At 43.9% G+C, this 13,133-nt stretch carries 11 protein-coding genes; 2 read left to right on the forward strand and 9 right to left on the reverse strand.

All coding sequences use genetic code 11. The features are described from left to right. Positions 1–16 precede the first annotated feature (16 nt). The 9 genes from lgt to ISX45_RS13915 all read right to left on the reverse strand — a co-directional run bounded on the left by lgt (position 17) and on the right by ISX45_RS13915 (position 10,520). Positions 17–826, reverse strand: coding sequence for a prolipoprotein diacylglyceryl transferase (gene lgt, locus ISX45_RS13875; RefSeq protein ID WP_181556531.1), 810 nt, complete (start codon positions 824–826; stop codon positions 17–19). Between the two features lie 19 nt (positions 827–845). Further along, a complete protein-coding gene (hprK, locus tag ISX45_RS13880) occupies positions 846–1,781 on the reverse strand; it encodes an HPr(Ser) kinase/phosphatase (protein ID WP_181556532.1) in 936 nt (311 codons plus the stop codon). A 400-nt stretch (positions 1,782–2,181) separates the two neighbouring features. Beyond that, on the reverse strand, positions 2,182–2,544 hold the full coding sequence (locus ISX45_RS13885) for a phage holin family protein (RefSeq protein ID WP_181556533.1): 363 nt from the start codon (positions 2,542–2,544) through the stop codon (positions 2,182–2,184). Between the two features lie 52 nt (positions 2,545–2,596). Then, positions 2,597–3,673 (reverse strand): DUF4097 family beta strand repeat-containing protein, encoded by a 1,077-nt coding sequence (locus ISX45_RS13890; RefSeq protein WP_194519226.1) that lies wholly within the window; start codon positions 3,671–3,673, stop codon positions 2,597–2,599. 21 nt (positions 3,674–3,694) lie between these two features. Next, the gene (locus ISX45_RS13895) at positions 3,695–4,015 is read right to left on the reverse strand and encodes a magnetosome magnetite crystal formation protein family (RefSeq protein ID WP_194519227.1); all 321 of its coding nucleotides are present in this window, start codon (positions 4,013–4,015) and stop codon (positions 3,695–3,697) included. Positions 4,016–4,087: 72 nt separating this feature from the next. Continuing rightward, a complete protein-coding gene (gene uvrA / locus ISX45_RS13900) occupies positions 4,088–6,952 on the reverse strand; it encodes an excinuclease ABC subunit UvrA (RefSeq protein WP_194519228.1) in 2,865 nt (954 codons plus the stop codon). A gap of 9 nt (positions 6,953–6,961) precedes the next feature. Then, a complete protein-coding gene (gene uvrB / locus ISX45_RS13905) occupies positions 6,962–8,941 on the reverse strand; it encodes an excinuclease ABC subunit UvrB (protein WP_194519229.1) in 1,980 nt (659 codons plus the stop codon). 150 nt (positions 8,942–9,091) lie between these two features. Beyond that, positions 9,092–9,313: a CsbA family protein gene (locus ISX45_RS13910; protein ID WP_181556538.1), complete on the reverse strand. Its 222-nt coding sequence runs from the start codon at positions 9,311–9,313 to the stop codon at positions 9,092–9,094. 16 nt (positions 9,314–9,329) lie between these two features. Then, positions 9,330–10,520, reverse strand: coding sequence for a PDZ domain-containing protein (locus ISX45_RS13915; RefSeq protein WP_194519230.1), 1,191 nt, complete (start codon positions 10,518–10,520; stop codon positions 9,330–9,332). 234 nt (positions 10,521–10,754) lie between these two features. Here ISX45_RS13915 and ISX45_RS13920 point away from each other — a divergent pair, with 234 nt between their 5' ends. Both ISX45_RS13920 and ISX45_RS13925 read left to right on the forward strand, forming a co-directional pair. Beyond that, positions 10,755–11,261, forward strand: a complete 507-nt coding sequence (locus ISX45_RS13920; RefSeq protein WP_181556540.1) for a MerR family transcriptional regulator — start codon at positions 10,755–10,757, stop codon at positions 11,259–11,261. Between the two features lie 179 nt (positions 11,262–11,440). Then, positions 11,441–13,132, forward strand: coding sequence for a DUF6044 family protein (locus tag ISX45_RS13925; protein WP_181556541.1), 1,692 nt, complete (start codon positions 11,441–11,443; stop codon positions 13,130–13,132). The last annotated feature ends 1 nt before the right edge of the window (position 13,133 follow it).

The raw sequence follows: 13,133 nt of genomic DNA on the forward strand, positions 1-13,133 counted from the left end.
GCTCTTCTCCCCTTTTCTAATCTGTATAACGCTCCTTGGCTAGCCCTCTCACTCTTCTAAAAATCCATAGACTGACGGCAATGAGAATAAGCACAATCGACATCACTTGTGCCATGCGAAGATGAGCAGTTAGCATTAAACTGTCCGTTCGCATTCCTTCAATAAAAAAGCGGCCGATCGAATACCAAATAAGATAACTAAGGAATAACTCACCACGTCGCAAATTGATGTTTCGAAGCGCTAGTAAAAGTAAAAAACCGATGAAATCCCAAACCGACTCGTATAAAAACGTCGGGTGATAGTACTGACCGTTAATATACATTTGATTAATAATAAAATCCGGCAAATGCAGGCTTTCAAGAAACTGTCGCGTCACCGGACCACCGTGTGCCTCTTGATTCATAAAATTCCCCCAACGGCCGATCGCTTGCCCTAAAATAATGCTTGGTGCCGCGATATCCGCCAGCTTCCAAAACGATAAACCACGCACTTTGGCAAAAACGATTCCTGTGGCAATCGCTCCAATCAGCCCACCGTGAATCGCCAGCCCCCCTTCCCAAATTTTTGGAATTTCAGAAAGATGCTTTGAATAATAGTCCCACTCGAAAATAACGTAATATGTACGCGCACATATAATCGCAATTGGTACAGCAAATAGGACAAGATCGACAAACGTCTCCTTTGGTAACCCTCGCCGCACTGCTTCCCGCGTCGCTAACCATAATCCAAGAAGCACTCCCGTTCCGATAATGACACCGTACCAATAAATGGTGATCGGGCCTAGATGCAAAAACACGCGGTCTAACGGTTGAATCGTTGTCTCCATTGATGTTACCTCCTATCTTTTATTCATAATCATGGTCTCCATCCTCAATCGCATCTGTTAGACGCGCTGAAAACTCTTCTGCTGCATTCATGCCCATCCGTTTTAAGCGGAAATTCATCGCTGCTACTTCAATAATGACCGCAAGATTTCGCCCTGGTCTTACAGGAATCGTCAGCTTCGTCAATTCTGTATCAATAATTTTGACTTTCTCTTCCTCAAGTCCGAGGCGATCATATTGTTTGTTTGGATCCCAAAGTTCCAAATCAATCACTAACGAAATGCGCTTATGCGTCCGAACGGCTCCAGCTCCAAATAATGTCATCATATTAATAATGCCTAAACCTCGAATTTCCAAAAGATGTTCAATTAATTCAGGAGCGCTTCCCACAAGTACACCTTCATCTTCTTGGCGAATTTCCACACAGTCATCCGCCACTAACCGGTGCCCTCTTTTAACAAGTTCAAGCGCCGTCTCACTTTTTCCAACGCCGCTTTTTCCAGTGATCAAAACACCAACCCCATAGACATCCACTAATACACCATGCACTGCTGTCGTTGGGGCTAGTTTACTTTCCAAATAGTTCGTCAAACGGCTTGAAAGGCGTGTCGTTTTCATCGTGGAACGCATAACAGGAACAGATTGCCTTTCAGAAGCCTCAATAAGCTCTTGTGGTATCTCTAACCCACGCGACACGATAATGCCGGGAGTAATATCGGTACAAAGTCGTTCCATACGCACTTTTCTCTCTTTCGGACTTAACGTTTCAAAAAAAGAAAGCTCTGTTTTTCCTAATAATTGAATGCGTTCAGCAGGATAATAAGCAAAGTATCCAGCGATTTCTATCCCTGGACGCGACAAATCACTCGTCGTAATCGGGCGGTGAATTCCTTCAGCGCCGCTGATCAATTCCAATTGAAATTGGTCAATAATATCTTTTGTACGCACTTTCGGCATGTCGGCCCTCTCCTTTCCTCGTCTTTTTCCATTTTAGCACTTTTCCTCCCTTCATTGAATGGGAGACAATAAGAAAAGAATAAGCGTCCCAAGTTCTCCTAAAACTTGCCCACATCCTGTGTGCAAACAGAGAAACGTCACCATCCTAGCTCCACAATGGTCAAACGTTCTTCGTCCACAAAAGTGCTTGCACTTCGAGGGCGAAGACTATTTGACACAAAAGAGGCAGCCGAAGGAAGGCTATTTTCCAGACTCTGCACCTGCGATCACTCGTCACATGTCAGCGAAGAAGTTGGTTTAACCAGCAGATTTGTTTCTAATTAGACAACCCTTCTCAAGAAAGGAAAAAAGATATAATGATGAAAAAGGTGAGCACCGATTCAGGTGTCTCACCTTTGTACTACGATCTGCGCTGCAATGGTTCGATAATTGCTTTTTGGATGAGCAAATGGAAAAAGGAAAGAACGATGGAAGCAAGCAGTGCCGTTCCAAATCCACCAATTTCAAATGCATCGCCCATAATAGCGGCAGTCATCATCAACGTTATTGCATTAATCACAAAGAAAAATAATCCAAGCGTAAGAATCGTAACCGGCAATGTCAAAAGGATTAAAATCGGCCGTACAAATATATTGAGAATGGAAAGAATGAGGCTCGCAATGAACGCAGCCCCCACTCCGCTAAAGTGGATCGAGGCAAAATACCCATCAATTGCCATCAATAAAACTGTGTTCACAAGAATGCTAATCAGCCAGTTCATCATGAAAAAATCACGGAAAAGTAATGTTTCCTTCTTATGACTGTCACTCGTTGCTTCATATACTATCATCTCCAATGGATTGTAATGAAATCGAACCTGTTTTGGAATCGGCATAAACGCGTAACAGTGGTTGTTCCGTTTGCTTGCTTACAAACTGCAGCCCCTTTTGTGCTGCTTCATGCTTTTCTTCAACAATGACGAGATTGGTATGGTCATACGATAAACTGCCGAGATTCGTCTTTATCTCCCCTTCTAGACGAGCGTCTGCTGGAACGAATAATTTCGTATTTCCTGTTACGGTTTTAGTATATATCGTCCCTTCTTTCCCTTCATTCTTACATATCATCGTACCACTAAATGTGCGCAAGTGCACGTTTTTGTATGTTCCGTTTATTTCGATAAGGCCATGAACATTTTCAGCCTCAATATCTTGCACTGTGCTTTGCAAAAGAGAGATGGAGCCGTTTGCCGTTTCCAACTCCGCTTCTTCAACAATGAGGCGATGAAGCGCAATCGAACCATTGACCGTTTTCGCACGAAGCTGTCTTGCTTGCAAACGATCCGCGTGAATATCACCGTTAAATAAACGCACTTTTACATGATCATAATAAGTCTCTGGAATGTAAACAGTGGCCTTTGTTTTCATGAATGGCTTCGGAACGGAAAATCGGCAATATCCGTTTTCGATTGAAAAAAATACCTCCCGCAAAAAGGACTGCCGCGCTGCTTCCAATGACTCAGCCCGATATACTTTTGCCTCACACTCGATACGAACATCCCTTTGATCCCATGGCACTACCTTTACATTGCCATTGGCGATATGAACATCAATGGCTCCAAAAGAGGCATCGCTTTGCTGAAAAATATGTCTTACTTCAAAAGCAGTACCGAAATGAAGATCTAAGTCTTTGATCTTTTTCACCGTTGTATCCAAGAAGTCGAATAGCTTTTCTTTTAACGATGACGACTTGACAGAATCTTGCTTTGTATCGGTAAACTGAACATCTGTTGTTAAAAACGCAGCATCTCCACTTTTTTTTCCTTCCTCTAATTGTTCAAGCAATGTAAGCGCCTCTTCTACCGTTAGCATTCCTTCCTTCACCATTTTTAATATGCGCTTTTTTTCCTCCATGCGCGTATCCCTCCATCACCGTTATTTTAAGACTTGAATCCCTTTAATAATGTTCCAAACCACAACAATCATATTAACAATCCCCGCAATAATGATCCCTATTAATACAAGACCTGGCATTGCGTCAACCGCGCCACCTTGATGAAAAATTCCAATAGAGATGCCCATAATCACAAAGAGCACAATCGTGGCAAACGGGATAAGATGAGAAAGAAACGCTTTTTTCGCATGCGTTTTTACTTCCACACGATCGCTGACGAAATACACAATAATCGGAAAAATAAACCCGGCAAAAAAGACACTAAAATAACATAACGAAGCAAGCACTTTATTTGAATTCATCGTCGTTTCCCCCTTTGCTTTTTATATACGACATGGGTGGCAAAAAGTTTCTAAAAAAAAGCACGGCGGGTATTACACCCCCGCCGTGTCATACATGGCTCTCATTCGCTTGCGATCCCGCTCAAGAATCGGTTTTAAATACTTTCCTGTATAAGAACCTTCCACTTCAGCAACCTCTTCCGGTGTTCCCGTAGCGACGATTTGTCCACCTTTATCGCCGCCTTCCGGACCAAGGTCAATAATGTAATCAGCTGCTTTAATAACATCAAGGTTATGCTCGATGACAAGAACGGTATCGCCGTTATCGACTAATCGCTGCAACACTTTTAACAAACGAGAAATGTCATCGACATGCAATCCGGTTGTTGGCTCATCTAAAATATAGAGCGTGCGCCCTGTAGAACGGCGATGCAATTCCGACGCTAATTTCACACGCTGAGCTTCCCCGCCAGAGAGAGTCGTTGCTGGTTGACCAAGCTGAATATATCCTAAGCCAACGTCATAAATCGTTTGCAGCTTCCGTTTGATTTTCGGGATATTTTCAAAAAATTGGAGCGCATCTTCAACTGTCATCTCTAACACTTCGGCAATATTTTTTCCTTTATATTTCACTTCTAACGTTTCGCGATTGTAACGTTTGCCGTGACACACTTCACAAGGTACATATACATCCGGCAAAAAGTGCATTTCGATTTTAATAATTCCGTCGCCGCGGCACGCTTCACATCTTCCACCTTTGACATTAAAGCTAAACCGGCCTTTTTTATACCCGCGCACTTTCGCTTCGTTCGTTGCGGCGAACACCTCACGAATATCATCAAATACTCCTGTGTATGTGGCAGGATTGGAACGCGGCGTTCGACCGATTGGCGACTGGTCAATGTCAATCACTTTATCTAAATGCTCAATACCTTTGATCGCTTTATGTTCACCCGGCTTCGCTTTAGCGTGGTGCAGTTTTTGCGCCAATGCTTTATGCAAAATTTCATTGACAAGCGTACTTTTTCCAGAGCCCGACACACCTGTTACCGCAATAAACGTGCCGAGCGGAATTTTCACCGATACATTTTTTAAGTTATTTTCCCGCGCGCCGACAATTTCTAACCAACGTCCGTCAGGCTTGCGTCGCTCAACTGGAAGCGGAATAAATTTTTTCCCTGACAAATATTGTCCGGTAAGCGAGTTCGGATCGTTCATCACTTCTTCCGGCGTCCCTGCGGACACAACTTGCCCACCATGAATGCCGGCCCCCGGGCCGATGTCAATTAAATAGTCGGCCGCAAGCATTGTATCTTCGTCATGTTCAACGACAATAAGCGTATTGCCGATATCACGCATACTTTTTAACGTCGCAATTAAGCGATCGTTATCGCGCTGATGAAGACCGATGGACGGTTCATCTAAAATATAGAGCACGCCTGTCAAACGAGAACCGATTTGGGTCGCTAAGCGAATACGCTGCGCCTCGCCGCCCGAAAGCGTTCCCGCCGAACGACTTAACGTTAAGTAGTCGAGACCAACGTTGTTTAAAAAGCCAAGGCGTTCAATAATTTCACGCAAAATCATATTGGCGATTTTCATTTCTTTTTCGCTCAATTGTAAATTTCGGAAAAAGTCGAGCGCTTCGGTAACCGAAAGTGCTGTCACTTCTCCAATATGTTTGCCGCCAACAAATACGGCTAGGCTTTCCTTTTTCAACCGGTTTCCTTTACATGTCGGACATGGCTGATCCGCCATGTACTTTTCCATTTGCTCGCGAATATAATCGGAGCTTGTCTCGCGATAACGGCGCTCAACGTTCGGAATGACCCCTTCAAATTCAATGTACTGCTCGCGAACTTGTCCAAAATCGTTTTCATAACGGAAATAAATTTTCTCCCCATTGCTTCCGTATAAAATTTTATCAAGCTGATGCTTTGGCAGATCTTTCACTGGTACATCCATGTCAATGCCGTAATGACGGCAGACCGCTTCTAGCAATTGCGGATAATATTGCGAGCTTTGCGGTTCCCAAGGGGCAATCGCATGCTCACGCAATGTTAATTCATCGTTTGGAATGACTAAATCTGGATCGACTTCTAACTTAGCTCCTAACCCATCACAATCCGGACAAGCTCCGTACGGGCTGTTAAACGAGAACATGCGCGGCTCTAGCTCGCCGATGGAAAAACCGCAATAGGGGCACGCATGGTGCTCGCTGAACAACAATTCTTCCTCACCAATGACATCAATAATCACTTTACCATCTGCAAGCTTCAATGCAGTCTCAAGCGAATCCGCCAAGCGTGAAGCGATTCCTTCTTTGACCACAATTCGGTCCACAACTACTTCGATGGAATGCTTTTTGTTTTTCTCAAGCTCGATGTCTTCGGTCAACTCACGCATTTCTCCATCAACGCGAACGCGCACATAGCCTTGCTTTTTAATCTCTTCGAGCGTTTTCACATGTGTTCCTTTTCGCCCTGATATGACCGGTGCGAGAATTTGAATTTTCGTCCTCTCCGGATACGCTAAAATTCGATCCACCATTTGCTCGATCGTTTGCGACGTAATTTCAATCCCGTGCTCCGGGCAAATCGGGCGCCCGATGCGGGCAAACAACAGGCGCAAATAGTCATAAATTTCCGTTACCGTTCCAACCGTTGAGCGCGGGTTACGGCTCGTCGTTTTTTGGTCAATGGAAATCGCCGGTGACAACCCTTCAATCGCATCAACATCCGGCTTGTCCATTTGCCCTAAAAATTGACGCGCATAAGCGGACAGCGATTCAACATAGCGCCGCTGTCCTTCCGCATAAATTGTGTCAAAGGCAAGCGACGACTTTCCCGATCCGGATAAACCTGTCAACACGACAAGCTTATCGCGTGGGATTTCTACATCAATGTTTTTTAAATTATGAGCTCTTGCTCCTTTAATAATAATCTTATCCTTAGCCATATATTGCGATCATCCTTCCGCTTTTAGCTCAAAAATTAAATCACGCAACTCGGCTGCTCGCTCAAAATCAAGCGCTTTGGCCGCTTCTTTCATTTCCTTTTCTAAGTTGGCAATGAGCTTGTCTCGCTCTTTTTTGGTGAGATTGCTGTAATTCGGCTTTGCGTCGTACGTTTCCTGTTCTTCCGCAGCATACGTCGCACGAATTACATCGCGAATGTCCTTTTTAATCGTCTGCGGCACAATGCCATGCTCGCGATTGTACGCTTCTTGGATGGCACGACGCCGCTTTGTCTCATTAATTGCGATTTCCATGGACTGGGTAATCGTATCAGCATACATAATGACATGCCCATTCGCGTTACGGGCAGCACGACCAATCGTCTGAATCAGCGAGCGCTCGGAACGCAAAAATCCTTCTTTATCGGCATCAAGAATTGCCACAAGAGATACTTCCGGGATATCTAACCCCTCCCTGAGCAAGTTAATGCCGACCAACACATCGTATTTGCCCATACGCAAATCACGAATGATTTCAATTCGCTCAAGCGTTTTAATTTCCGAATGCAAGTACGCCACTTTAATGCCAATCTCTTTTAAGTAATCCGTCAAATCTTCCGCCATTTTTTTCGTTAACGTCGTCACAAGCGTACGCTCATTTCGTTTGACGCGCTCGTGAATTTCCCCGATTAAATCGTCAATTTGCCCTTGAATTGGACGAACATCAATCGTCGGATCTAACAGTCCCGTCGGGCGGATAATTTGTTCAACGACCTCAGGACTATGCTCTAATTCATATGGTCCCGGTGTTGCCGATACATAAATAATTTGATTAATTTTTTGTTCAAATTCCTCAAACGTTAACGGGCGGTTATCAAGTGCTGATGGCAAACGAAATCCATGATCCACCAATACTTGCTTGCGCGCCCGGTCCCCATTATACATTCCGCGAATTTGCGGCAATGTCACATGTGATTCGTCGATCACAATAAGAAAGTCATCAGGGAAATAATCAAGCAACGTATATGGCGTCGACCCCGGCGGACGCAATGTTAAATGGCGGGAATAGTTTTCGATACCTGAGCAAAAGCCCATTTCCCGCATCATCTCAAGGTCATAGCGCGTCCGCTGTTCCAAACGCTGCGCTTCTAGCAGTTTTCCTTGCTCACGCAATTCTTTCAACCGTTCCTCTAGCTCTTTTTCAATATTTTGAATCGCCAGTTGCATTTTTTCATCGCGCGTAACGAAGTGGGATGCTGGGAAAATGGCAACATGTTCCCGTTCACCGATAATCTCTCCTGTTAACGCATCCACTTCGCGAATGCGATCAATTTCATCACCAAAAAATTCAACGCGAATGCAATGTTCATCGCGCGAAGCTGGAAAAATTTCAACAACGTCGCCGCGCACGCGGAACGTTCCGCGCTGAAAGTCAATATCGTTCCGTTCATATTGCACATCGACAAGGCGACGCAACAGTTCATTCCGTTCTATTTCCATGCCTACACGCAATGACACGACAAGCTCGCGATATTCTTCCGGCGAACCTAAACCGTAAATGCACGATACGCTCGCGACAATAATGACATCGCGCCGCTCAAACAGCGCCGATGTCGCCGAATGTCGTAATTTATCGATTTCATCATTAATGCTTGCGTCTTTTTCAATGTACGTATCCGTTTGCGGCACGTATGCTTCCGGCTGATAATAATCATAGTAACTAACAAAATACTCCACCGCATTGTTCGGAAAAAACTCCTTAAATTCGCTATATAATTGCCCCGCTAATGTTTTATTATGGGCAATCACAAGCGTCGGCTTATTGACTTCTTTAATGACATTGGAAATGGTAAACGTCTTTCCCGTTCCTGTGGCCCCTAACAACGTTTGATGCTTCACACCATTTCGAATTCCTTCTACTAATTTGGCAATCGCCTTTGGTTGATCGCCTTGCGGCTGATAGGTTGAGACTAACTCAAAACGCTCTCCCACATGCAAAGCCTCCTATTCTCATTCATCTTAACTCTCATTGTAGCATATTGAAAGAAAAGATGCACAAAAAAAGCGAACTTATATTCGTTCCAAAAAATCCAATCGTTACAAAAAAAACGTGCCTTCCGTATTCGAAGGCACGTTCTCATTTCATTTTTTTAGCCTTTTGACCATCTTTTCTGCATACAAAAATCCGACGGTCGTGGACACAATATCAGCTAAAATTTCATGTAATTCATCCGTATACCCTTTCACATAAGAAGCCACTAATAAAGCGACCGTTAACAGAGTACCGACATAATGGTTATACGTCACACGTGTGAATAAAAGAACTAGCAAGCATGGCACAATTAACGCAATGATAAACCACATCGCCAAAACTCCTTATTTAGACGGCTTCAGAGGCCCATTTTTTTCGTTGTTGCACAAACAATAAACCAAGTTCATGGTGTTCATCTTCATATAATGCTCCTTGCACAAAGCGAACTTCTCCGTTTTCTCCCAACACTTCTAACTTGCAAAACGCGCGATTCCGCTGCAATGCTCTGTAAAACTCTTCTTCCGTTTTCACTGGCATTCCATTTACCTTCACAATCACTTCACCAATTTGAAGTGCCATCTTCTCCGCTTTCGATTTCGGAAGGATCCCTACGATTACCAGCCCGTTCGCGCGCTGCGAAAAGTAAGGCGGCTGGGAACGGTCTTGAACATGCTGGGAAAACGCAAACCATTCTCTCGCAATAAACGCTACAGCTGCCGCGGCAATCGCTAACGTCACATACCAGTAGCTTACCACGGCCAGAATGCTGGTCACAAGTGCCAACAGCATGACACGTTTCCCCGTAAAGTGAATCGATCGATGCGGATTCATTCCTTGAACATGCTGGGAAAAGCCAATGAAAAACGGGACAAGCATGAGGGAATACGTGTCATTCCCTCCCGGAAACAGCGGCCACCACGAAAATGGAGGAACAAGCGCATCCCCCGTCACCGGAAGCAGTATCGGCACAAACCAAAGCCGTTGTGCCCAATGTTCCCCGACGATGAACCCACGCTTACTTTTCGTCAATTGTGGAGATGTCCCTACAGCCCCATTTCGTAAAATCAACCACGCTTCCGCCATTAAAAGCAACGCTAGCAATATCGCTAACGCTGGCAAATTCGTTTCATTAAGTCCAGGAAAATTGGCTGTAAAAAATGATTTTGTTCCTTCATATCTAGCTAAAAAACTAACAACAAAAAAAGTCAATCCGATCGTGTAAGCAGGCGATAACAACCTCATTTGTACCGTCAGCCCAAGCAATATCGTTACCCAAGCGAGCAACATCACCGCATCCCGCGGAAACGCCACACCGACAACAACGGTCACAAACGAAATAACAACGCCGATTCCAAGACCGCTACGCCAAAAAAATTTGCTTTCATGAAACCAATCATACACACGAATATGAAAATGACTTCGCTCTTTTTTTACCCGGCGCCATCCAACAAAAAGCACCAACAAAATTCCATAATAGAAAAGAGGTTGTATCCATAACCGACCAATTCCTTTGATTATTTCTAACACCCACGCGGACATTCCCTATCACCTCGCTATGTTCACGATTCTGCCAATCTACTTGTATTCTATCAAATCGCTGTCGTAAATCCTATGACTGTTAGGAATTTTTTTCAACGCCTCTTGCCAACAATTGACGAACCGTTCGAGATGACCACTTTCTTTGCCGAATCCGCACTAGTTTTGTCAAGCCGAAAGGAAATCAGCACTCGATGGAAAAATGATATAAGCAAGAAGAAAAAGGAGGAGGAAGCTATGGAGCTAAAAACAAGTAACGTCGCCAAACGCCTTGGGGTATCGCCGAAAACGGTTCAACGTTGGGTGAAAAAATATAACATTCCGTGCTCAAAAAATGAAGCCGGTCATTATGTATTTGATGCTGAAACACTGGCATTGTTAGAACAAATTAAGTTTGAACATGGAGCCGCTCTAGAAGACAGCGATATCATCGATATAGAAGAAAAAGATGCCTTCTCTGCCGAAGCGTTTTTCACCACTTACGTCCAACCGCAACTCGACAAATTCACCTCACGCCTCCAGCGCATGGAGCGCCAACTTGATCAAAAAGCCGATGAAGTCGTTTCATTTCAACTATTGCAACACCGTCAAGAAATTGATGAGCTCACTACTTACATTCACGAATTAGAACAACGGCTGGCTCTTCTCGAAAAAGTCAATCACGACCGCTCCCTCGATGAAGAAAACAGCAGAAAAAAACCAAAACGACGCGGTCTTAGCCGCATTATGAGTTTATTTGCATAAAATCGTTTCGTTCTCCCTTTCCGCTTGCTAGCGCACAGCGGGAAGGGAGTTCTTTTTTCCACTAGAATTCATCTCGCTACCTTTTACTTTTCTTAATAAATTTTTTATTGTTTTTTAATCATTTTGTCTTATAATAAATGCCGTTTTGACTAAGTTTAAACAAGAAGGAGCGGAGAACAATGATACCGTGTAACAAACAAGTCAAAAACAAAGAACAAATAGCCATATGGATCGCAGTCCTCCTTTTAGCTCTTTATCTCTCTCCGCTTTATCTGTTAGGAGAAAACGCTCATATTCGCGTTCATGATAACTTAGATTCCAATATTGCGTGGTATAAGGTGCTGACAAAAAGCGGAGAGTTGTTTGGACCGCTCAATGCCACGATTCCACAAGTCATTAATGGTCTGCCCCGCAACGCCTTTGGCACGGAGTTTAGCGGCATCGTCTGGCTCCATGCCCTGTTTCCTTCAATGGTTGCGTATGCCCTTAGCCAGACGATTACACGAGTGTTCGCCTTTCTTGGGATGTATTTGTTACTAAAACGACACTTTTTGACAGAACAAGAGGCCTATCTCATTCGCGTCGGGGCAGCTCTCGCGTTTGCCCTTACCCCTTTTTGGCCATCAGGTATGCTAAGTACACTCGGGATGCCGCTTGCGCTTTGGGCGTTTTTAACCATTCGAAATCGACAAGCGTCATGGAAAGAGTGGCTCGTTCTTGCCCTTCTTCCGTTTTATGCAAGTTTTGTCCTTGGCTTTTTCTTCTTTTTAACGGCGATGGCATTACTTTGGTTGCGCGATGTCATCGTCAAAAAACAATGGAATCTCCCGTTCCTTGGGAGTATCGCCTTTATGACGGGACTGTTTCTAGCCATTGAATATCGTCTCGTTTACTCACTGCTGTTCGGAGAAGAACCGACAAGCCGAAACGAGTTTGTATCTTCCAAACTTGGTTTTTGGCACACGGTTCGCCTTGTCTTTAAAAATTATTTACTTGGACATACCCATGTGATGACATTGCATACCTTCATTATCTTACCTGTGCTTTTCATTGCATTTGCCTTTGTCATCGCCAAACAAAACAAGAAAATAGAAAAACAGTTTTTATTTCTATTTGTCTTAAATTTCGTCTTATCCGTCTGGTATGCGTTCTGGTTTTACAAAGGGTGGCAGCCGCTCAAGGAAAGATTTTCGTTGCTGAACACTTTTAATTTCGCTCGCTTTCACTTTTTACGCCCGCTTGTCATCTATCTGGATTTTGCGATTGCGTTATGGATTCTCTGGCAAAGAGGAGAAAAATGGAGACGGTTTGTCGTTGTCTCCCTTGTCCTGCAAATTCTCTTGCTCTGTGGCTTTAACGAAGAAATTCGTTATCGAATCATTGGCACTCCATCATTTAAGGAGTTTTACGCAGAGCATTTGTTCCAAGAGATTAAAGACTATATCGGACAACCACAAAGCTCCTACCGGGTCGCCAGCATCGGGCTTCATCCGGCGATTGCGCAATATAATGGCTTTTACACGCTCGATACGTACAACAATTTTTACCCGCTTTCTTACAAGCACGAGTTCCGAAAAATTATTGCGAAAGAGCTCGATAAAAGTCCAGAACTCAAAGATTACTTCGATCATTGGGGCAATCGGGTGTATATTTTCTCAGCAGAACTAGGCAAGCATTACGATTTTCGAAAAACGTCTCATAAAAAGATTCGCCATCTTGACATCAACACGGACGTCTTTAAAAAAATGGGAGGACGCTATATCTTTTCTTCTGTTCCGATTATGAATGCGAAAGAAAACCATCTTCGCTTGATGAAGTCATTTGAAGACTCAGAATCCGTCTGGAAGATTTACTTATATAAAGTGGAGTAAA

The sequence above is a fragment of the Thermaerobacillus caldiproteolyticus genome, assembly GCF_015326725.1.
GTDB lineage: Bacteria > Bacillota > Bacilli > Bacillales > Anoxybacillaceae > Thermaerobacillus > Thermaerobacillus caldiproteolyticus.

Coding starts and splice junctions, on each gene's coding strand:
- ISX45_RS13920 (WP_181556540.1), top strand. CDS start 10,755: ATGGAGCTAAAAACAAGTAACGTCGCCAAACGCCTTGGGGTATCGCCG.
- ISX45_RS13915 (WP_194519230.1), bottom strand. CDS start 10,520: ATGTCCGCGTGGGTGTTAGAAATAATCAAAGGAATTGGTCGGTTATGG.
- uvrA (WP_194519228.1), bottom strand. CDS start 6,952: ATGGCTAAGGATAAGATTATTATTAAAGGAGCAAGAGCTCATAATTTA.
- ISX45_RS13925 (WP_181556541.1), top strand. CDS start 11,441: ATGATACCGTGTAACAAACAAGTCAAAAACAAAGAACAAATAGCCATA.
- lgt (WP_181556531.1), bottom strand. CDS start 826: ATGGAGACAACGATTCAACCGTTAGACCGCGTGTTTTTGCATCTAGGC.
- ISX45_RS13895 (WP_194519227.1), bottom strand. CDS start 4,015: ATGAATTCAAATAAAGTGCTTGCTTCGTTATGTTATTTTAGTGTCTTT.
- hprK (WP_181556532.1), bottom strand. CDS start 1,781: ATGCCGAAAGTGCGTACAAAAGATATTATTGACCAATTTCAATTGGAA.
- ISX45_RS13910 (WP_181556538.1), bottom strand. CDS start 9,313: ATGTGGTTTATCATTGCGTTAATTGTGCCATGCTTGCTAGTTCTTTTA.
- ISX45_RS13890 (WP_194519226.1), bottom strand. CDS start 3,673: ATGGAGGAAAAAAAGCGCATATTAAAAATGGTGAAGGAAGGAATGCTA.
- ISX45_RS13885 (WP_181556533.1), bottom strand. CDS start 2,544: ATGATGAACTGGCTGATTAGCATTCTTGTGAACACAGTTTTATTGATG.